Annotated in this window: 13 protein-coding genes and 1 pseudogene; 9 read left to right on the top strand and 5 right to left on the bottom strand. The window is 58.4% G+C overall.

The genetic code is table 11. The features are described 5' to 3' along the window. Positions 1-226: 226 nt before the first annotated feature. From guaB to I6L37_RS14395, 3 genes are all read left to right on the top strand, one after another. Positions 227-1690 (top strand): IMP dehydrogenase, encoded by a 1464-nt coding sequence (gene guaB / locus I6L37_RS14385; protein ID WP_026456761.1) that lies wholly within the window; start codon positions 227-229, stop codon positions 1688-1690. A 70-nt stretch (positions 1691-1760) separates the two neighbouring features. After that, complete coding sequence (gene guaA / locus I6L37_RS14390; protein WP_216992194.1) at positions 1761-3350, top strand: glutamine-hydrolyzing GMP synthase; 1590 nt, start codon at positions 1761-1763, stop codon at positions 3348-3350. A gap of 732 nt (positions 3351-4082) precedes the next feature. Continuing rightward, on the top strand, positions 4083-5000 hold the full coding sequence (locus I6L37_RS14395; RefSeq protein ID WP_216992195.1) for a hypothetical protein: 918 nt from the start codon (positions 4083-4085) through the stop codon (positions 4998-5000). A gap of 153 nt (positions 5001-5153) precedes the next feature. Here the strand turns inward: I6L37_RS14395 and I6L37_RS14400 are convergent. After that, positions 5154-6187: pseudogene (locus I6L37_RS14400) on the bottom strand (IS481 family transposase). A 287-nt stretch (positions 6188-6474) separates the two neighbouring features. Between I6L37_RS14400 and I6L37_RS14405 the strand changes: the two are divergent. Both I6L37_RS14405 and I6L37_RS14410 read left to right on the top strand, forming a co-directional pair. After that, positions 6475-7800 carry a leucine-rich repeat-containing protein kinase family protein gene (locus tag I6L37_RS14405; RefSeq protein ID WP_216992196.1) on the top strand — a complete coding sequence of 442 codons (1326 nt, stop codon included), beginning with the start codon at positions 6475-6477 and terminating at the stop codon, positions 7798-7800. A 249-nt stretch (positions 7801-8049) separates the two neighbouring features. Continuing rightward, a complete protein-coding gene (locus I6L37_RS14410; protein WP_216992197.1) occupies positions 8050-8697 on the top strand; it encodes a thiopurine S-methyltransferase in 648 nt (215 codons plus the stop codon). 310 nt (positions 8698-9007) lie between these two features. Here the strand turns inward: I6L37_RS14410 and I6L37_RS14415 are convergent, their stop codons facing one another. Next, positions 9008-11782, bottom strand: coding sequence for an insulinase family protein (locus tag I6L37_RS14415; RefSeq protein WP_216992198.1), 2775 nt, complete (start codon positions 11780-11782; stop codon positions 9008-9010). A gap of 161 nt (positions 11783-11943) precedes the next feature. Here I6L37_RS14415 and sixA point away from each other — a divergent pair, with 161 nt between their 5' ends. From sixA to I6L37_RS14430, 3 genes are all read left to right on the top strand, one after another. Continuing rightward, complete coding sequence (gene sixA, locus I6L37_RS14420) at positions 11944-12411, top strand: phosphohistidine phosphatase SixA (protein ID WP_216992199.1); 468 nt, start codon at positions 11944-11946, stop codon at positions 12409-12411. Positions 12412-12544: 133 nt separating this feature from the next. Beyond that, entirely contained in the window at positions 12545-12751 is a 207-nt protein-coding gene (locus tag I6L37_RS14425) for a DUF1107 domain-containing protein (RefSeq protein ID WP_026457339.1), read from the top strand. 140 nt (positions 12752-12891) lie between these two features. After that, positions 12892-13812 carry a DMT family transporter gene (locus I6L37_RS14430; protein WP_216992200.1) on the top strand — a complete coding sequence of 307 codons (921 nt, stop codon included), beginning with the start codon at positions 12892-12894 and terminating at the stop codon, positions 13810-13812. Positions 13813-13881: 69 nt separating this feature from the next. Here I6L37_RS14430 and I6L37_RS14435 read toward each other — a convergent pair whose 3' ends face one another. Then, positions 13882-15507 carry a peptide ABC transporter substrate-binding protein gene (locus I6L37_RS14435; RefSeq protein ID WP_216992201.1) on the bottom strand — a complete coding sequence of 542 codons (1626 nt, stop codon included), beginning with the start codon at positions 15505-15507 and terminating at the stop codon, positions 13882-13884. A gap of 383 nt (positions 15508-15890) precedes the next feature. Between I6L37_RS14435 and fbp the strand changes: the two genes are divergently transcribed. Then, positions 15891-16925, top strand: coding sequence for a class 1 fructose-bisphosphatase (gene fbp, locus I6L37_RS14440; RefSeq protein ID WP_061477330.1), 1035 nt, complete (start codon positions 15891-15893; stop codon positions 16923-16925). 81 nt (positions 16926-17006) lie between these two features. On the opposite strand, the gene mfd is transcribed toward fbp, so the two are convergent. Next, positions 17007-20468, bottom strand: a complete 3462-nt coding sequence (gene mfd, locus I6L37_RS14445) for a transcription-repair coupling factor (protein ID WP_216992202.1) — start codon at positions 20466-20468, stop codon at positions 17007-17009. Positions 20469-20515: 47 nt separating this feature from the next. Further along, positions 20516-21091, bottom strand: coding sequence for a PilZ domain-containing protein (locus I6L37_RS14450; RefSeq protein WP_026458638.1), 576 nt, complete (start codon positions 21089-21091; stop codon positions 20516-20518). Positions 21092-21160 lie beyond the last annotated feature (69 nt).

The following is a 21160-nucleotide window of genomic DNA, read 5'->3' on the forward strand; positions in this document are numbered from 1 at the left end:
GGGGAGGGGCAACAATGGCAATTTGCATAAAACAGCAAACTGATCGCTCTTTTGTCCCAGAATGGTCATTTCCAGAGTGATAATCTTGGTTTTTTGGCCTCTTGGCGTACCAAAAGAGGGCTACGCCATAAAAAATTCAAAAAACTTCTTTACCAGTGACCAATCCGTGAGTAAACTTCGTCGGCAATATTTTACGCCCCCACTTCCCTAACGGTGAGATATTGCCATGCTCAGGATTGCCAAAGAAGCGTTAACCTTCGACGATGTATTGTTGGTTCCCGCCCACTCCGAAGTTCTTCCCAATACTGCCGATCTGCGTACCAAGCTGACCTCTTCTATCAGCTTGAACATTCCCATGATCTCCGCTGCCATGGACACAGTGACCGAAGCCCGTCTGGCTATCGCACTGGCCCAGGAAGGCGGTATCGGCTTTATCCACAAGAACATGTCCATCGAGCAGCAGGCTGCCGAAGTACGCAAGGTCAAGAAGTACGAGAGCGGTGTGGTCTCCGACCCCGTGACCGTGCGCCCCGACATGACCATCGCCCAGATCAAGGAGCTGAGCCACAAGAACGGTTTCGCCGGTTACCCCGTGGTGACTGACGGCAACCAGCTGGTGGGTATCATCACAGGTCGTGACGTGCGTTTTGTCACCGATCTCTCCCTGACCGTCGAACAGATCATGACCCAGAAAGAGCGCCTGGTGACCGTGCGTGAAGGAGCCCCTCGCGAAGAGGTGGTTGCCCTGATGCAAAAGCACCGTATCGAGAAGGTGCTGGTGGTCAACGCTGATTTCAAACTCAAGGGCATGATCACCGTCAAAGACTTCCAGAAAGCCGAGCGCAAGCCCAACGCCTGTAAAGACGACAAGGGTCGCCTGCGGGTCGGTGCCGCCGTCGGCGCCGGTGCCGGCAACGAAGAGCGCGTCGCCGCTCTGGTGGAAGCCGGTGTCGACGTGCTGCTGATCGACTCCTCCCACGGTCACTCCCAGGGTGTGCTTGAGCGCATCAAGGCGACCCGTGAAGCCTATCCTGATCTGCAAATCATCGGTGGCAACGTAGCGACCGCCGCTGGCGCCAAGGCGCTGGTCGCCGCCGGCGTCAACGCCGTCAAGGTCGGTATCGGCCCGGGCTCCATCTGTACTACCCGTATCGTGACCGGTGTGGGTGTGCCCCAGATCACTGCCATCTCCGACGCCGTTGACGCACTGGAAGGCACTGGCGTTCCGGTGATTGCCGATGGCGGCATCCGTTTCTCCGGCGATATCGCCAAGGCCATCGCTGCTGGCGCCAGCTGCGTCATGGTGGGCTCCATGTTCGCTGGTACCGAAGAGGCGCCGGGCGAGATCGAGCTCTATCAGGGCCGCTCCTTCAAATCCTACCGTGGCATGGGCTCTTTGGGCGCCATGTCCAAGGGCTCCAGCGATCGCTACTTCCAGACCGATAACGCCGCCGACAAGCTGGTGCCGGAAGGGATCGAAGGGCGTGTACCTTACAAGGGCCGCCTCAAGGAGATCATTCACCAGCAGATGGGCGGTCTGCGCTCCTCCATGGGCCTGACCGGCAGCGCCACCATCGACGACATGCGCACCAAGGCCGAATTCGTGCGCATCTCCGGCGCCGGGATGAAAGAGTCCCACGTCCACGACGTGACCATTACCAAAGAAGCCCCCAACTACCGGATGGGCTGATGAAAGACGGGGCTGCGGCCCCGTTTTGTCACCGTTTTTTATCCCCACACCAGCATGATGCAGGAATAAAATGACTAAAAATATTCACGCTCACCGTATCCTTATCCTGGATTTCGGTTCCCAGTACACCCAGCTGATCGCCCGCCGCGTGCGCGAGATCGGTGTCTACTGCGAACTGTGGGCCTGGGATGTGACCGAAGAGCAGATCCGCGAATTCAATCCGAACGGCATCATCCTCTCCGGCGGTCCCGAGTCCGTGACCGAAGCGGGCAGCCCGCGCGCCCCCGAGTACGTGTTCAATGCCGGCGTGCCGGTATTCGGTATCTGCTACGGCATGCAGACCATGGCCGAGCAACTGGGTGGCAAGGTGCAATCCTCCAACCTGCGTGAATTCGGTTATGCCAAGGTGGAAGTGCTGGGCAACGCCGGCAAGACCAGCGCCCTGCTGCGCAACATTGAAGATGCCATTGCCGACAACGGCAACGCCCTGCTGGATGTCTGGATGAGCCACGGCGACAAGGTCAGCGAGATCCCGGCGGATTTCGTTACCATCGCCCAGACCGCGACCTGCCCCCACGCCGCCATGGCCGACGAAGCCAAGCGCTTCTACGGCGTGCAGTTCCACCCGGAAGTGACTCACACCCGTCAGGGTGCCCGCATGCTGGAGCACTTCGTCAAAGACATTTGTGGCTGCGAGTGCCTGTGGACCCCGGCCACCATTATCGACGATGCCGTTGCCCGCATCCGCGAGCAGGTAGGTGACGACGAGGTGATCCTGGGCCTCTCCGGCGGTGTCGACTCCTCCGTGGTGGCCATGCTGGTCCACCGCGCCATCGGCGATCGCCTGACCTGCGTCTTCGTTGACAACGGCCTGCTGCGCCTGAACGAAGGCGAGCAGGTGATGGAGATGTTTGGCGATCACTTTGGTCTGAACATCATCAAGGTGGATGCCGAAGAGCGCTTCCTCTCCGCCCTGGCCGGTGAAGACGAGCCGGAAGCCAAGCGCAAGATCATCGGCCGTGTCTTCGTCGAGGTGTTTGACGATGAAGCCAAGAAGCTGAAAAACGCCAAGTGGCTGGCGCAAGGCACCATCTACCCGGATGTGATCGAATCTGCCGCCAGCAAGACCGGCAAGGCCCACGTCATCAAGTCCCACCACAACGTCGGCGGCCTGCCGGAAGAGATGAAGATGGGTCTGGTCGAGCCGCTGCGCGAACTGTTCAAAGACGAAGTGCGCCGCGTTGGCCTCGAGCTGGGTCTGCCCTACGACATGCTCTACCGTCACCCGTTCCCGGGCCCGGGTCTGGGCGTGCGCGTGCTTGGCGAAGTGAAGAAAGAGTACTGCGATCTGCTGCGCAAGGCTGATGCCATCTTTATCGAAGAGCTGCGCAAGGCCGATCTCTACAACCAGGTCAGCCAGGCATTCGCCGTCTTCCTGCCGGTGCGCTCCGTTGGCGTGATGGGCGATGGTCGCAAATATGACTGGGTCATTGCGCTGCGCGCCGTCGAAACCATCGACTTTATGACCGCCCACTGGGCCCATCTGCCGTATGACTTCCTCGGCCACGTGTCGAATCGCATCATCAACGAGATCAACGGTATCTCCCGCGTGGTGTACGACGTCTCCGGCAAGCCGCCCGCAACCATCGAATGGGAATAAGCGGCTAACGCTTCTCCCTGCGGATAACGCAAAACTGTCAAAAAGGCGCCCTTGAGGTGCCTTTTCTTTTTCCAATCGTTTGCGAGAAAATTTTGCCCCTGGCGAAGGGGGTGAGGGCTCTGTTGCCAATGTTGTCGTGGTGAGTGCCCGAGTCGATCGGCAGAGTGTCATCCATCGCGTCCACACAGGGCGGCAGGCTGTTGTTTCTTCGGGCAGGGGAGGGGGAGCAAGCCCTGTCCGTCAGGAGCCGCGCGGGCAATGGAGCCGGCTACCCGCTGCTTGGATACCCCATCTTGATGCAAGAGGGTGATACGAGTTGCTGATGTGCCCCCCAAGATGAGGTAATTTCTTGATCTGGCTTGGGAAATGCTCACCTTCCGCTTTTTCTTGTCTCTCATGCTCGCTAGGATAGCCGTCTGGATATGGCCTCTTTGGAGTCACCTATGAGTCAGGCCAGATACACCGCTTGGTCACTGGCAGCAAACTGATGGCTTCCGGGCGGTAGCTTGGCTGTTATTCGGGAATCTAAAGAGCAAGCTGAATGTCAGTGGGACCGCTGTGAATATAAGTGAATGCGGTCTGATACCAGTGACGATTTGATAGTGTTATGATTTGAAATGAGTTTTTTATGGTGGTTATAGAGGTAGTGCTGAGTTATATGAAAGGCTCTGCTATTGGACAAGTACTACCTTCCATCTAATCACTATTAAATAGAAAATAGGATCGGAGAATATGGCAGATAACAAAAATGGAATATCTTTAACTCTTATAGGTTTAATTGTGGCGATAATTGGTGTATTAGCACCTATAATATGGGATTGGTGGAGTTCTTCAGCTGAGATTACTTTGACCACGGCACATACAGTAACAATAGTGGAGAAAAAAACTGATGTTGAAAACCTAACAATTCTTTATGATGATCAAAAGATAAATACGCTATCTAAATCTAGTTTCGAATTAAAGAATACAGGAAGAACTGCAATAACCGCTAGTGACCTAATTTCTGACCCTAAGTTAGAATTGAAAGGGGGGAGAATCCTTGAGGTTGAAATAAATGAAACATACCCAAATAATAATGACGCAGTAATTTCAAATGCAGGGTCATTAATAACTCTGAAGTTTGAGCTTTTAAATCCGGGTGATTACATAAAGTTCAGTGTATTGACAGATGCTAGTAATCCAGTTTTTTTAGCTTCATCAAGGATTAAAAATGTTAAGGAGTTGCAGGTTGTTCAGGTCGAAGATCAGGTTAAAGTAAGTGGTAACATTAGTTTTTGGGTATATGTAGTTGCTGCATTTTCATTGCTCTTCCTTTTAGTATTCATGACTCTGCTTGCAGAGGTGCCAAAATTGAAGAAGCAAGTAAAAGCGATTCGTGATTGTCATACTCCGCTCCATAGTGGAGAATCTATAAATGTAGTCCGCTCATATATAGATACTGATTTGTCAATGTTGACGACAAAGAAAAGGGAGGTTCTGCATAACATGATACCAACAGGGGTGGACACTCTATCCCAAGAACAAGCAGATGAGCTGATATTGCAAGTGCGTATGGATCTTTCTAATGAAGCTCCATTAGCTGGTGCTATAGTTTGTCTTATTATAGTAGGTATTGGCGGTTGGTATGTATTTAGCTCGGTGTTTATATAGAGCATAGATTGTACAGATCTAGTTATCATATGACACGGCGTTGTTTCCCAAATCAGCCAGCAAGTCATGACTTCCCCAGCTCCTGGTGACCGCTACACTCGGGGTGTACAGATCTAGTTATCACCTGACACCGGCCTCAAACCGGTGTCTTGTTTACGCTACTTTAGTGCGCACTTCCTTCGGTATCAATTTCAGACCCTTTTTGAACATGCTGTAGGGGGTCTGACCCTCCATCATCCTGCCCTGATGTGGTCGCTGGTTGTTGTAGTGATCCAGATAGCGATCCAGGTCTGTCTGTATCTGCTCCACCGACTCATACCAGGTTGTCCTCCCTTTGATACGGAAGTGTTCATCCAACAAGGTTCGATGCAGCCGTTCGATAAAGCCGTTGCTCTGTGGCCTGCGTACCTTGGTGGTCCGGTGCTCAATCCCCTCCAGTTGCAGGAACAGCTCGTAGGGATGATGGTCAGGGCGCCCGCAGAACTTGCGCCCATTGTCCGACAGGATGGTATAGACCTGTGCCTCGTGGGCCTCGAAAAACGGCAGCACCGTTTCGTTGAGTACATGGACCGAAGTCACCGGCAGCTTGCTGGTGTAGAGCCGTCCCCAGGCGTGGCGACTGTAGCAGTCCAGCACGGTTTGCAGATACACCTTGCCCACCCCCTTGAGCGCGCCGACGAAGAAGGTGTCGACCGCCACCAGTTCTCCGGTGTAGTGGACCTCAATCTGGCGTTCGCGAAACTCGGGGCTGAAGCGTTCTAACAGGCGAATTTGCTCGTCGTTGAGCTCAATGGTCTGCTCCCGGTGGGTTTTCTCGAGGCGTAACAAGCGGTCGTGCTTGGAGAGCAAGTCGTGCCGTTGCCACACGCCCCACCGGCACTGACGTTGATACCTTGCAGAGCCAGTTCTTGTGCGACACGCAGCGGGCCATGGGTTGGTCTGGTGAGGGAGTAATCGAGGATGGCCTGTTCAATCTCGGGCGCAACCCGGTTGGGATGAGCCCCTTTACAACCGGGCAATTTGTCGAGTAACCCCTCGGCGCCATAGGTCTGGTAATTACGGCGAATTTCGTAGAACTGCTGGCGGCTGTAGCCGATGAGCTTGCAGGCTTTGCTGACGTTATTGAGCTCTTTGGCGAGCTCTAGCAGGCTGAGTTTGCGACGTGCTACTTTCTCGTTGGTGGTCATACGGTGACTCCGGATAACACGGTAGGGGTACCGTTTTGTTATCCGGTTTGAAGCCGTATGACCACTCCCTTTTGTGGGCAACTGTCAGGTGAATACCATCTCCATACACTTCGTCAATCCGCTGGGGTGGTGTTGCTGAGCGCCATACCTTGCCAAGGCAACAAAAGGGGCGATCTGCGTCCCGAATTCTTTATAATGCCCCCCTTTAAAATCGCCGGACCCGGGTTCGGCGCGCTCTGATGGCCGCGTTGCGCCATCAGACAGATCACCAGGATTGAGAAACGGTTATGCATACTCTGGAACAGCTGCGCTCAGGAGCCTTAAGCGGCGCTCGCCATCTGAAAATCTCTGAAAACCTCGCGGTTTTCCCACCCGAGATCCTGAGCCTGAAAGAGACGCTGGAGGTGCTGGATCTCACCGGCAACCAGCTAAGTACACTTCCGGACGAGCTGGCCGGGTTCAGCAAGCTGCGCATCATTTTCTGCTCAGAGAACCGCTTTACCGAGTTGCCCGAGGTGCTTGGGCGCTGCCCGGCGCTCACCATGGTGGGCTTCAAGGCCAACCGGATTGCTCGCGTGTCGGCCAAATCGCTGCCGGCGAGTTTGCGCTGGCTGATCCTGACCGACAACGCAATTGAAAGCCTGCCCGATGAGCTGGGCCAGTGCGACGGCCTGCAAAAGCTGATGCTGGCGGGCAATCGCCTTACTGCGCTCCCCGAGACCCTTGCCAACTGCCGCCGTCTGGAGCTGCTGCGTATCGCAGCCAACCAGCTCGAGGCGTTTCCCGAATGGCTGCTGTCGCTACCGCGCCTCACCTGGCTCGCCTATTCCGGTAACCCCTTTAGCGATGCGCTGGAGTCGCGCATGGCGGCGAGTGCGCAGGTGGCAGATATCCGCTGGCATGAGCTGGCGCTGGGTGAGCCATTGGGGCAGGGCGCCTCCGGCGTCATCCATGGTGCGAGCTGGAACGGGGGCGAGCGTCAGGCGGTGGCGGTCAAGCTCTTCAAGGGGGCCGTGACCAGCGATGGTTTGCCGCGCTGCGAGATGACGGCATCCCTGGCGGCTGGCAATCATCCCAACCTGGTCGAGGTGGTGGGGCGGGTGGCGGATCACCCCTCCGGCATTCCGGCGCTGGTAATGGGGCTGATAGATCCCGCGTTTGCCAATCTGGCGGGGCCGCCGAGCCTGGAATCCTGTACTCGCGATATCTATGCCGCTGACTTGCGCTTTACCTTGCCCGGGATGATGGCACTGGTGCGGGGGATTGCCTCGGTGGCGCGCCATCTGCACGGCGCCGGCATCATGCACGGGGACCTCTATGGCCACAATATGCTTTATGCCGCTGCGCCATGTGGGGAGGTGCGGGTGTTGCTCTCCGATTTTGGCGCGGCCTCTTTTTATGAGCGAGCTGATCAGACGCGGGCCTTCGGGCTGGAGCGGCTCGAGGTGCGGGCCTTCGGTTGCCTGCTCGAAGAGCTGCTCGCGCGCTGCGAGGCCGATGAGGCGGGGCTCGCCTCCTTGCATCGCCTCAAGGCCGCCTGTCTGGCAGAACAGCCCCAGGTCAGGCCGGATTTTGCCCACATTTGTACCGTGCTGGATGAGATCGAGCTCTAACGGGAAAAGGCGAGAGGATAAGCGCTGCGCCGACGGGAATATCGCCCCAGGTGCTGTGCTTGTCATCTTCTCCCGGGTTTGCATTCCGGCGCTGCCAAACATCATGAAAACGTTGAAAAAGAGGCCTTGTTGCCTCTTTTTGTTTGGCGGCCGGCTATCAGGCAAAAAGGGGGGCAACCTTGCCAGGGCTTGCACCGCGCCGGTTAAGTTGTGATATTGAAGCATCTTTAAGTAACAAGGGTAATGAGGATGGAAGCTGCGTTTTGGCATCAACGTTGGGAAGAGAACCGGATTGGCTTTCATCAGGCAGATTTCAACCGCTGGCTGCAATCCTGGTGGTCGGCCCAGCAACCGGATGAACCCGTGCTGGTTCCTTTGTGCGGCAAGTCCCGCGACATGCTCTGGCTCAAGGGGCAGGGGCATCCGGTCGATGGTTTCGAACTCTCGGAGCTCGCCATCGGCCAGTTTTTCAGTGAAAACGGGCTATCCGAAACGGTGAGTGAGGTGGGACCCTATCACTGCCATCAGCACGATACCCTGCGCATCTATCAGGGGGATTTTTTCGCCGCTCCGGAGCTCGGTCGCCGTTATCGGCTGGTCTATGACAGGGCGGCGCTGATCGCCCTGCCGACGGCCATGCGCCGCCAATATGCGGCCCTGATGAGTCGTCTGGTGGAGGCAGGGGGCCAGATCCTGCTGGTGACCTTGGAGTATCAACCCGAGCAGCAGGTACAGCCGCCCTTCTCGGTGGGGGAGCTGGAAGTGCGCTCCCTCTTTGAGCGGGAATTCAGGGTGGAGGTGCTGGGGCGGGCCGCCGAGCTTGATCACCCGCGGGTGCTCAGTGGCCAGCTTTCTTACTTCGATGAGGTGGCTTACCGGTTGATCCGTCGCGATTGAGGGTAAAAAAGAGGGGATGTGTGCCAACAAGGGAGACTGAGTTGGACTCTTTGATACCTCCTTTGATGTAGATCAACGTGAGCATGAGGGTGAGTGCCTAATATGAGGCTGTTTCTCAATCACTGTTGGCATTGCAAGGCGAGCCGAGGTTGATTCCGCTTGCCGACCATCAACTCAGTGTCTGATTTTCACGCTCATGTTCACTTTTGGCGGCTTTGGTCGCAATTGTTATGGTTTTTCCAGCCGACCCTGATGGGTCGGCTTTTTATTGCCCGCGATATTTTATCTGTAGGTGGGGGAGGAGGCCTGCTCAGGCCTCGAAGGTGGCGGCATTGAGGCGAAATGCCTTGGGGTCGTCGATGAACTGGCCCGTGATGCGCTCATCATGCTCGTGCCCCTGGCCATAGCTGCAGAGGATCAGTCGATCCGAGGTACGAGAGCGCAACTGGGTGATAAAACGCACCAGATCGGCGCGGCTTAACCTTCCCACCTCCTGACAGACCCGCTCCCGCTGATCAAAGCCGAGATCCTTGTTGCCGATGCTGACCCAGAGCCGCTGGCCACGACTGCGCAGATTGGCATCTCGCTCGCTGAGTTGGGCCTGCAGCCCCGCCTTGCTGTCCTGCCACTGCTGCTCGGTGAGTTCGAGCATGGCGAGCGGGAAGAGATCGATAAACTCCTCCACCGCATCGAGCAGGATCTGCGGCCCCGCCACCGGCGACTGGATATAGAAGATGAGGCCGGGATGACGGTTGAGGGGCAGGTTGCCGGCGCCCACCACGTAGCCCAGCTGCTGGCGGGTGCGCAGCTCGTGGAAGAAGGTGGAGGACATGATGTGGTTGGCCAGGGTAAAGCAGGCGAGATCCTGCGCCCGGGTGGTGCGGGACTGGTAGTAAACCAGCAGCGCCGAGTCTTCGTGTTCGCACCCCTGCTCGCGAATGAGGGTGCCCCTGTCCTGGATGGAGATAAGCGGGCGGCGGGTCTCGCTGCCGGGCTGGCTGTGGGGCGCCAGGTGGCGTTCCAGCAGCGCTGCCAGCGCCAAGGCTTCGGCCGCAGTCCAGTCACCGTGTACCAGGGTCTCCACATGGACTTCGCCAAACAGCCGGGCCACGAAATCCGGCATCTCGGTGAGCTCCACCGTGCGCAGATGGCGCAGCAGCTGCTCGAACGGCGGGTTGTTGGGCTGCAGCAAGCTGGTGAGCTGGTTGAACAGCTGGGAGATGGGGCGCGCCTTGGACTGGTTCTCCCAGTTGCGGATGAGCTGCTCTTTTATCTCGGCAAAGCGGCGCGGATCCGGGTACCCCAGGGTGCGGTTGCCGAGGATCATGTCGAGCAGCAGGGGCTGCTTGTCGGCAAAGCCGCTCAGGTTGATGGTAAAGCCCCCCTGATGGGCATAAATCTGATAACCGAGCCCCGCCAGCTCCGCCGGGTAGGTGAGGGCGTTGAGATGATCCGTGAGCAGCTCTACCGCCAGACGCGCCATGGCGATGTTGCGCGGGTTTTTCACTGCATGTTCGCTGTCGATGGAGATATAGATGTTGCCCTTGGGCACACTGAACTGGTGCTCATGGAGGTGCCAGAGGCGAAAACCCGGCCGATCGATGAGGCAGGCCGGCATGTCGGCGGCAAGTTCGGGCGTGCGGGGATCGAGCCGCTCTGTGATAAAGGGGTTTGGTTTGGGCAGGGCGAGGGCCGGATCCGGCTCGCTCTGCTGCCAGTGCACTTTTTCTGATTCCGTAATGGTGGTGACGCTGTAAGGGGTCTGGTACCAGCGGGCCAGCCGATCGGTGGACTGCTCCGGCGCCGTGATGGTGATGCGCAGATTGTGGGGGGTGAGCTTGGCCAGCAGACGGCGGATCAGCCCCTCGTCATACTCGCGCATCATGTAATCGCCGTAGAGCAGATCCTCCGGGGCATAGCTGAACAGGTTCAACACCAGCCCGGAGACGGTATCGAGCGCCCGGCCTCGCTCCTGAAAGCGAAACGCCGATTCGAGCACAGTGCGCTTCTCGTCGTAACGCCAGGCCTCCAGCCCCTCCCGGGCGATCAGCTTGAGGTAGCCAAACAGGGCGGCGACTATCTCGTCCACATGGGCCAGCCCGAGAGGTGTCAGGCCGAAGTTGACCCCGAAATCCTTGAAGTTGGCGCCACTGATGCCACCGCCGGCGGATAGCTGATTGACCCAGCCCTTGCCCTTGAGCAGGGAGAGCAGGCTGCCATCCCCCTCATAACCGATGAGGTGGCTCAGGAAGGTGAGGGGCTTTTTGTCGTAGAACTCGTCCACATTGGGCAAAGGGAAGGTGAGCGCCAGTTTGCGCATCTCCTTGACTGGCTTGATGCGGATGCGGATCCCCAGATCGTCGAGCCGGTAGAGGGAAGCCTCCAGAGTCGGTGTTCCCAGATTGCGATTCAAAATGGGAGCGAAATAGCGACGGCACCAGGCCAGTTGGGTGTCGATGGATTCGGGCGACATCATGACCAGGGCCATACGATCTGCACTGTAATGGCTTTCGTAGAACTGGATAAGGTCGGATCGCAGATCCCGGCCGGGCAGATCGGCCAGGGTATCCAGGTTGCCCACCGAAAATTTGGAGAAGGGGTGCGCCTGGTTGACCGTCTCCTTGTGCACCTGATAGCTGCGCCTGATATCGTCTTGCAGCTTGAGCCGGTATTCGGAGTCGACCGCGTTGCGCTCCTTGTCCACCCACTCGGGATCGAAGGTGGGGCAGATGAAAAACTGGGAGAAGCGATCCAGCCCGGCTTCAAAGAAACCGTTGTCGATCTCGAAGAAGAAGTTGGTGAACTCGGTGCCGGTCCAGGCGTTGTTGCTGCCGCCGTGACGGCTCATGAACTGCTGGTACTCACCGGGTCTTGGGTAGGTACAGGTGCCAAGGAACAGCATGTGTTCGAGGAAGTGAGCCATCCCCTGCCGGTCCACCGGATCGTCAAAATGACCGGTGTTGACCGCCAGCGATGCCGCCGATTTGTCGGTTTCGGGATCGCAAATCAACAAGACCCTGAGCCGGTTTTCCAGCTCCAGATAGTGGTATTGCCGGTGGTCGTTGGGACTGGCATATGGGCTCATTGGGGTCGACTCTTGTAGGATTTATTTGAATTTAAACATGATTATCGACCTCGCTATCCCGTCAGGCAAACCCTTTTCTGAGAGGTCGCGCAATTGTTTCCCCCGGCACGGCGGGGTAAGATCCTCCGGCTATTAAAACAGGCCCGTTGGGCGAGGTAGTAATGAAGATCTATATCATGCGTCATGGCCAGGCTGGCATGAATGCGAAAACAGATGAACAGCGTCCATTGACCGAGCAGGGGATCGAAGAGTCACTTCAGATGGCTCGTTGGTTGTCGCCTCAGCTGGCCGGTCCGTTCGATCGGGTGATCCACAGCAACTACCTGCGTGCTCGTCAAACTTGGCAGACCATATGCAGTGAATTACCAGACGCCAAGGTGGTGGAAGAGAGTGGCGATATCACCCCCTACGGGGATCCCGCTTTCGTCGCCAGCTACCTGACCGCGCTGGCCGAACAGCATGAGCAAATCTTGCTGGTCAGCCACCTGCCGCTGGTGGGGTATCTGGTGCAGAGTCTTTGTCCGGCCGCGGGGGCGCCCATGTTCGCCACTTCGGGCATTGCCTGCATCGAATGGCACGAGGGCAAAGGAAACTTGCTCTGGCTCGAAGGGCCGCATACAATACGCTAAAAGTTAACAAATAATTAACGAATGAATTTTTAGGGAAGAGAGAAGCGATTTTTCCGGATTTTTATAGTTAGTTAACGGAATTATTTCGCAGAAGCTGCTGTCATACGGATACAACTGCAAGAGGTTGCAAACGATGAGAGTGTTCAAGAAGTACCTGCCACTGATGGTGGCAAAGCACGTTAAAACCTTCTTTAAAGGTCGGATTTACATCCATGGTCGGGGGCGGTTTGATTTCCAGTCGGGGTTGTTATTGATGCCGAGCCAGGCTGACATTCCCCATCGCCAGACGGTGACTGAAGTCAACGAGCTCATCTCCAGACTCCACATGGATGCGGCGTGACCCGCTTCTGAATAGGTTTCTGTGATCCCATGCCCGCACTCCTGCGGGCATGTTCGTTTTCGGGCCTTGCTTATCCCTTGTTGCACCCTATACTCCACACCCGACTTATCATCTCCATCCTGCCATTTCTGGATATTGTGATGCCCCTTGCCTTTGTATTTCCGTTCTCCTGCATTGCCATCTGGGCTGGCAATGGCATTGTCAGCAAACTGGCGGTTGGCGTGCTCTCGCCGGCTGCACTTGCCTGGTCCCGCTGGGTGGTGGCCGCCTGCATTTTGACGCCTTTTCTGGCGCGTCGGGTGTGGCGTGTCCGGGACCGCCTGCGCGCCGGTTGGTTGCAACTGGCGACGTTGGCTCTGCTTGGCATGGTGCTCAACCAGACCTTCGGCTACTACGCAGCGCAGACCCTGGGGGCCACCGAGATCGGCCTGATGATGGGACTGACCCCCTTGCTCACCGTATTGCTCAGCATCTGGCTGCTGCGCGAGCGTCCAACCTGGGGCGCGGTGCTGGGGGGAGTGCTCTCCCTCCTGGGCCTGGCGATCCTGCTGGGACACGGGGATCCTGCCCGGCTGTTTACCCAGGGCATCCATATCGGCTCCCTCTATATGTTGCTCTCGGCGGGCACTTATGCCCTTTACAGCGTGCTGCTGAAGAAGTGGGATCTGGGACTCGACAACTGGTCCATGCTTTACGGCCAGGTGCTCTGCAGCGTGGCGCTCCTGACGCCTTTCTATCTGCTGGTGGATGGCCAGTGGCCGGACAGTCAAGCCCTGTGGCTCATTCTCTACGCCGGTATCCCCACTTCGGCACTCTCGCCCTGGCTCTGGATGCAGGGGATCTCCCTGCTGGGGGCCAGCCGTACCGCCATCTTCATGAACCTGTTGCCCGTGATGACCGCGGGGCTTGCCATCACTCTGCTGGGGGAACACCTGACCAGTTATCACCTGATCGGCGGTGGTCTCACCCTGCTCGGTGTCTTGCTGGCGCAATTGTTGCTCAAACCCGTGGTGTTGAGGCGACGTGCTCCTCTGGCTATGGCGGCCTGTCAGGAAGATTGAGCGCCAGGGCAAACACAGACTAAAAAAGGAACGCCTGCACAGCTGCAGGCGTTTTTGTCAGAAGAGAGATTACTGGGCTACCAGGTAGATATCCTTGCTGTAGACGATATCTTGCGGGTTCTGGTAGGGGTAGCCCTTGACGAACGGCTTGAGCAGCCGGGATTTGACGTAGAAGTAGACGGGCGCCAAGGGGGCCTCTGCCTCGATCAGGGCTTCTGCCTGCTGATAGAGACGGTTACGCTCGGCGCCATCCTGTGAGTCGTGCGCCTTGGCCAGCAGGGCGTCATACTCCTTGTTGACCCACTTGCCGCTATTGGCACTGCTGCTGGACGTCATGATGTCGAGGAAGGTTGAGGCATCGTTGTAATCCCCGTTCCACGAATAGCGGCTGACCCCGAAATCCCCCTCATTGAGCACCGACACCATGGTCTTCCACTCCATGTTGTTGAGCTTGGCCGTGACCCCCAGGTTGTGTTTCCACATGGAGGAGATGGCCAGGGCAATCTTTTTGTGGCCCTCGTTGGTGTTGTAGAGGATATCCACCTCCAGCGGTTTGTCCGGTCCATAACCCGCTTCGGTCAACAGTGTTTTGGCCTGCTTGATCCGCTCTTCCTTGCTCATCAGCTCGCTGGCCGGTTTTTTCAGCTCGAAGCCATCGACGATGGGGGGCGTCAGGCTAAAAGCCGGCAGCTGGCCCTGACCCAGGATCTTGTCGGTGATGGTCTCCCGATCGATGGCAAGGGACAGCGCCTTGCGTACTTTGGGGTTATCAAACGGTTTGCGCTGGGTATTGAACACATAGTAATAGGTCGCGAGGATCGGGACGTTGACCAGCTCCTCCGGGCTCTGGCTCTTGATGTGCTTGTACTGCTCCAGCGGGTAGGTGGTGTAGTGCAGCTCGCCGGTGCGATAGCGGTTGTAGGCGGCGGTCTCCGAGACGATCTCCAGATAGATCACCTTGTTAAGGACAGTGTGCTGGTTGTCCCAGTAGTGGGGATTGCGCTCGGCGGTCAGGCGCTCGTTGGGGGTCCACTCCTTGAGCACGAAGGCGCCGTTGGAGACGATATTGCCCGGTTTGACCCACTCCTTGCCATATTTGTCGATGGTGGCCCTGGGAGCCGGGAAGGTGGTGTAGTGGGAGAGGGTCTTCAGGAAGAAAGGAACCGGATTTTTCAGGGTAATTTGCAGGGTATGGGGATCCAGGGCCTTGATCCCCAGGGCGTCCGGCGTCTTCTTGCCCTGGATCACTTCGCTGGCGTTGGTGACACCGGTCAGCTCGATAAACCAGGCGTAGTTGGAGGCGGTCTTGGGATCCGCCGCCCGTTGCCAGCCATAGACATAGTCGGCCGCGGTGACGGGCTCGCCGTTTGACCACTTGGCCTCGGGCCTTAGCTTGAAGGTGTAGACAGTCCCCGTGCTGTCGAGCTCGTAGCCGAGCGCACCCGCAGGCTGGGGTTTACCGTCGCCATCCAGGGTGTAGAGCCCCTCGAACAGATCGTTGACGATGGCACTGCCCGCACTCTCTTCCACCAGTTGGGGATCTATGGTGGTGGGTTCGGTACCGATATTGGTCACGTAGATCTGCTGGGCATCGGGCAGCAGTTTGGTGCCGACCGGGACGTGTGCAGCCAGCACAGGCTGGACCGCCAGGGTGAACAGACCGGCAACCATGCCGGCAATGAGAGTCCTTTTCATTGAATATCCTTATGTTTTTTTGCTTCCAAAGCGCAGCCAGTGTGCGGGATTGAAGACGGGATCTCAAGAGGCAGGCCGATACGAGGCACCATGATGGGAGTGAGTCAAAAGAGCCCTGCTTTATCGCGCCTGTGGCACGCACACTGACGGTTTTCTATCACGAATTAAGAGGCCGAAATTGGTCAGTTGACCTGGCTTTTTCGCACTTGCGACACTACTTCCTGTCAAGTTCTGGCGTTTTAATAGCCCGCTTAATTCGCTGCAAAAACAAAAAACAGACGTTACATTAGGTTACAAAACAACACGGCCGAGGATCGGCTTCTTTTTTTCTGATCTTTGCAAACGTTTTCAACGCCAACGGGAACGACCTTAAAGGACCAACAATGCGAAACATGATCACCATGGGCGAGTTCATCGTCAAAAAGCAGGCGGATTACCCAACCGCAACCGGCGAGCTGACGTCATTGCTCAGCTCCATCCGCCTGGCGGCCAAGGTGGTGAACCGGGAGATCAACAAGGCGGGGCTGGCGGATATCATTGGCTCCGTGGGTTCCGAAAACGTGCAGGGCGAGGTACAGCAGAAGCTGGACGTGTATGCCAACGAGCGCTTCAAGGCGGCCCTCGAAGCCCGTGGCGAGGTGTGCGGTATGGCGTCGGAAGAAGAAGAGGACTTCGTCGCCTTCGATTCGCCGCTCTCCAGGAACTCCAAATATGTGGTGCTGATCGACCCGCTCGACGGCTCTTCCAACATCGATGTCAACGTCTCGGTCGGGACCATCTTCTCCATCTACCGTCGTGTCAGCCCGCAGGGCGGCCCGGTGACCCTGGAAGATTTCCTGCAGCCGGGCAACCGTCAGGTTGCTGCCGGTTACGTGGTCTACGGCTCTTCCACCATGCTGGTCTACACCACCGGCTTTGGCGTCAACGGTTTTACCTATGATCCTTCCATCGGTTGCTTCTGCCTCTCCCACGAGAACATTCGCATTCCGCAGGAAGGCAAGATCTACTCCATCAACGAGGGCAACTACATCAAGTTCCCGGACGGGGTGAAGAAGTACCTCAAATATTGCCAGGAACGGGACGAGGCGACCCACAGACCCTACACCTCCCGCTATATCGGTTCCCTGGTTTCCGATTTTCATCGCAACCTGCTCAAGGGCGGCATCTACATCTATCCGTCCGGCACCAACTCTCCGAACGGCAAGCTGCGCCTGCTCTATGAGTGCAACCCCATGGCGTTTCTGGTGGAGCAGGCCGGTGGCAAGGCCTCCGACGGTTTTGGCCGGATCATGGACATCAAGCCTACCGAGCTGCACCAGCGCACCCCTTATTTCGTCGGGTCCACCAAGATGGTTGAGCGGGCCGAGGCCTTCATGCGGGAGTTTTCCGCCCACGAAGATCCTGCCAATCAGGGCTGATGCGAGGCAAAGCGCAGCAAACTGCAGATAATAAAAACGGGAGCCGCAAGGGCTCCCGTTTTTATTGGCCGAGTGGTCAGGTTACTGGCTGTGGCTGGCGAGATCCGCCAGCAGGCCGTCCACCAGCTTGAGACGCATGGCGCGATCCTGGGTCGGCACCTGGAAGCGCAGCCGGGTCGGTCCATCCATCTTGTAGATGCGTGGTTGCTCGGAGAGGAGCTTGACCAGATAGGTCGGGTTGACTCGGGTCTCCTGGGTGAAGTCGAGATAACCGCCGCGCTCGCTCATCTCCACCCGGCGAATGCCAAGGGCGGTGGCGCGCTGGCGGAAGGCGGCCAGCTCCATCAGGGTTTTGGTCGCCTCCGGCAACAGGCCAAAGCGGTCGATGAGCTCCACCTTCAACTCCCGCAGCTCCTGTTCGTCCGCCGCGCTGGCGATGCGCTTGTACATGGAGAGGCGCATGTTGACGTCCGGGATGTAGTCGTCCGGCAACAGCGCAGGCAGGCGCAACTCTACCTCGGTGTGCTGGCTCATCAGTTGCTCGAGGGACGGCTCCTTGCCATTTTTCAGTGCCTCGACCGCCTGCTCCAGCATCTCCATGTAGAGGGTAAAGCCCACTGATTCGATCTGGCCGCTCTGATCGTCCCCCAAGAGCTCGCCGGCGCCGCGGATCTCCAGATCGTGGGTGGCCAGGGCAAAGCCGGCGCCGAGATCTTCAAGAGACGCGATGGCTTCGAGCCGCTTGGCCGCATCCTTGGTCATCAGCTTGGGATGGGGGGTGAGCAGATAGGCATAAGCCTGGTGGTGGGAACGCCCGACCCGGCCGCGCAGCTGGTGCAACTGGGCAAGCCCCAGATGGTCGGCCCTGTCCATGATGATGGTGTTGGCGCTCGGCACGTCGATGCCGGTCTCGATAATGGTGGTGCACACCAGCAGGTTGAAGCGCTGGTGGTAGAAATCCGACATGATCCGCTCGAGCTCGCGCTCGCGCATCTGGCCGTGGGCGATGCCGATGCGCGCCTCCGGCACCAGCTCGGCGAGATCCGCCGCACACATCTCGATGCTCTCCACGTCGTTGTGCAGGTAGTAGACCTGGCCGCCGCGTTTTAACTCCCGCAGCACAGCCTCACGCACCACCGCCGGCTCGTGCTGGCGCACGAAGGTCTTGATGGCGAGGCGCTTGGCGGGCGGAGTGGCGATGATGGAGAGATCCCGCATGCCGGACATCGCCATGTTGAGGGTGCGCGGAATGGGGGTCGCGGTGAGGGTGAGGATATCCACGTCCGCGCGCAGCGCCTTGATCTTCTCCTTCTGGCGCACCCCGAATCTGTGCTCCTCGTCGACGATGAGCAGCCCCAGATCCTTGAAGGTGAGATCGGAGCCCAGCAGCTTGTGGGTGCCGATGATGATGTCCACCTTGCCCTCGGCCAGCTCCTTCATGACGGCGTTTTGCTCCTTGGCGGAGCGAAAGCGGCTCAGCACCTCCACCCGCACCGGCCAGTTGGCGAAGCGATCGCGGAAGTTGTCGTAGTGCTGCTGGGCCAAGAGAGTGGTGGGCACCAGCACCGCCACCTGTTTGCCACCGTGCACGGCGACAAAGGCGGCTCGCATTGCCACCTCTGTCTTGCCAAAGCCCACGTCGCCGCACACCAGCCTGTCCATGCTCTTGGCCTGGCACATGTCACCAAGCACCGCATTGATGGCATTGAGCTGATCCTCGGTCTCCTCGAACGGGAAGCCAGCGGCAAACTGGCGGTAGGCCTCCTTGTCGTGCTTGAAGGCAAAACCGGCGCGCACGGCGCGATGGGCATAGACGTCGAGCAGCTCGGCGGCGACGTCGCGCACCTTCTCGGCGGCCTTGCGCCGAGCCTTGCTCCAGGCCTCGCCACCCAGCTTGTGGCTGGGCGGGTTATCCGATCCGGTATAACGGCTGATAAGGTGCAGGCTGGTGACCGGCACGAACAGCTTGTCGCCGCCGGCGTACTCCAGGGTCAAAAACTCGGTGGGCAGGCCGCCGGCATCGATGGTCTCCAGCCCCAGATAGCGGCCGACACCGTGATCAAGATGCACCACCGGTTGGCCCTGGGTCAGCTCGCCCAGGTTTCGGATCACCGCATCCGAGCTTAAATTCTTGTTCTTCTCCCGCGCCCGTTTGCTGCGCACCTTGCCGCCCAGCAGCTCGCTCTCGGTGATAAGGGCCAGCTCTTCCTGGCCAGCTTCGTTGAGCAGGAAGCCACGCTCGAGTGGGGCCACCAGCAGGCCGTGGCGCTCCCGGCTCGCCACGAAGGCATCCAGAGACGCAAACTCTTTGGGCTGCGTATTGATGCGGGCCAGCAAGTCCCCCAGCATCTCACGCCGTCCCTCGGACTCCACCGCAAACAGGGTGCGCCCGGCAAACCCTTGCAGGAACTGGCTGAGCGCCAGCAGGGGCTGCTCCTTGCTGTGATCGAGTTGCAGGTCGGGCAGGGGGGCGATGGGCAGATCCCGCTGGCCGGCTTCCCCGCCGGTGGCGGCCTCCTGCAGCCGCACCGCGCCATATTGCCCCAGCTCGGCGAACAGCTGCTCCACCGGCAGATAGATCTGCTGGGGGGGCAACAGGGGCCGGGTGTTGTCCCAGCGTCGCTCCTCATAACGCTGGCCGATGTCGTTCCAGAAGCGCTGGGCGGCGGGGTAAATATCTCCCACGGTGAGCAGCAAGGTGCTCTGGGGCAGGTAATCGAACAGGCTGGCGGTTTCCTGGAAAAAGAGCGGCAGATAGTATTCGATGCCGGCCGGCCAGCGTCCTTTGCTCACCTCCTGATAGACGGAGCCCTCGGCGCGGGAGATCTCGAACTGTTCGCGATAGTGGCCGCGAAAGAGCTCGATGGCGCTCTCGTCGGTGGGGAACTCTCGGGCCGGCAACAGGCTGACCGATTTGACCGGCTCGCTGGAGCGCTGGGTCTCGGGATCAAACGGGCGGATGGAGTCCACCTCGTCATCGAAAAAGTCGATGCGATAGGGGGTGTTGCTGCCCATGGGGAAGAGATCGAGCAAGGAGCCGCGGGCGGCAAACTCGCCGTGTTCCAGCACCTGATCCACCGCCACGTAGCCCGCCTCGGCAAGACGTCCGCGCAGCTGCTGCAGGTTGAGGCGCTGGCCGCTTGTCACCATCAGGCTGTACTTGTCGAGATAGGCGCGGGGGGCGCAGCGCAGCATCAGGGTCGAGATGGGCACGATCAGCACCCCTTTGCTCATCTGCGGCAGCTTGTAGAGGGTCTCGAGGCGCTGGGAAATGATGTCCTGATGGGGAGAGAAGGTGTCGTAGGGCAGGGTTTCCCAGTCGGGAAACAGCAGCACGGGACATCCCTCATCTGCCAGCAGGTATTGCAGTTCCTGTTCGAGGCGCAGGGCGCTCGGGGTATCGGCGGTGACCAGCAGGACGGGACGGTCTGCCGCCCCCGTGATGCGGGCGGCGAACAGCGAGAGGCTGCTGCCGACCAGCTGGCCAAGCGTGATTTTTTGGCCCGCTTTGGCGGGCAAGGCGGGGAGAGTCATTGGCATCATTCGATTCTTTTAACGTTGGCGGTTGTTAGCGCTGACGTTCGTTGTGGTTAACGCTGACGCTCCTGAGCGCGCAGCTTGAGTTGTTTTGATTGCACATGCAGGCTGGCGCGTACCAGCAGCTCACGGTCATCTTCACGGATCCGCACATAGTCGAGCACCACGTGATTGCCGTGCTCGCCCCCCTCGACCTGCTTGACCTGGCCATAGCAGTAGATGGCGGCAGCCTCGTCGCGCAAGAAGATCTTGAGGCGCACTATCTGGTGTGGCTGAGGGACATCGCCATGGCCGTGGTAGGGGTGCAGATAGGTGAGTTGGCCGGCACCGAAACGCAGGGTGTGGAAGCGCTGCTCGGGATGATCCTGCAAGGAGAGGACATAGCTCATGATCATGTCGATCTTGCGGGATTGCTGATTGACGATCTCGAGGAGGTCGTGCATCGAATCATTCTGGTTGCGCAGCAAGCGGGTGGTCACCAGATCGATGGAGGTGATGGCCGAGGCGATCCGAAAGGGCTCCGGCAGCTCAGCGTCCAGCTCCTCCAGTGAAGGCAGCTGAAAGTCGGCCGGCATGGGGATCACATTGACCGGCGTGGCATGAGTGACGCTGAAGAACTGTTCCTGCATGGAGGCTATCCCTTGTTGTCATAGACGGTTTCCCTTTATTATCCGGTATCTTATTTTGTTGGCAACGTA

It is taken from the genome of Aeromonas sp. FDAARGOS 1407 (assembly GCF_019048725.1).
GTDB classification, from domain to species: domain Bacteria; phylum Pseudomonadota; class Gammaproteobacteria; order Enterobacterales; family Aeromonadaceae; genus Aeromonas; species Aeromonas enteropelogenes.

Coding starts and splice junctions, on each gene's coding strand:
- I6L37_RS14405 (WP_216992196.1), top strand. CDS start 6,475: ATGCATACTCTGGAACAGCTGCGCTCAGGAGCCTTAAGCGGCGCTCGC.
- I6L37_RS14415 (WP_216992198.1), bottom strand. CDS start 11,782: ATGAGCCCATATGCCAGTCCCAACGACCACCGGCAATACCACTATCTG.
- mfd (WP_216992202.1), bottom strand. CDS start 20,468: ATGATGCCAATGACTCTCCCCGCCTTGCCCGCCAAAGCGGGCCAAAAA.
- guaB (WP_026456761.1), top strand. CDS start 227: ATGCTCAGGATTGCCAAAGAAGCGTTAACCTTCGACGATGTATTGTTG.
- I6L37_RS14450 (WP_026458638.1), bottom strand. CDS start 21,091: ATGCAGGAACAGTTCTTCAGCGTCACTCATGCCACGCCGGTCAATGTG.
- fbp (WP_061477330.1), top strand. CDS start 15,891: ATGCGAAACATGATCACCATGGGCGAGTTCATCGTCAAAAAGCAGGCG.
- sixA (WP_216992199.1), top strand. CDS start 11,944: ATGAAGATCTATATCATGCGTCATGGCCAGGCTGGCATGAATGCGAAA.
- I6L37_RS14395 (WP_216992195.1), top strand. CDS start 4,083: ATGGCAGATAACAAAAATGGAATATCTTTAACTCTTATAGGTTTAATT.
- I6L37_RS14410 (WP_216992197.1), top strand. CDS start 8,050: ATGGAAGCTGCGTTTTGGCATCAACGTTGGGAAGAGAACCGGATTGGC.
- I6L37_RS14425 (WP_026457339.1), top strand. CDS start 12,545: ATGAGAGTGTTCAAGAAGTACCTGCCACTGATGGTGGCAAAGCACGTT.
- I6L37_RS14430 (WP_216992200.1), top strand. CDS start 12,892: ATGCCCCTTGCCTTTGTATTTCCGTTCTCCTGCATTGCCATCTGGGCT.
- guaA (WP_216992194.1), top strand. CDS start 1,761: ATGACTAAAAATATTCACGCTCACCGTATCCTTATCCTGGATTTCGGT.
- I6L37_RS14435 (WP_216992201.1), bottom strand. CDS start 15,507: ATGAAAAGGACTCTCATTGCCGGCATGGTTGCCGGTCTGTTCACCCTG.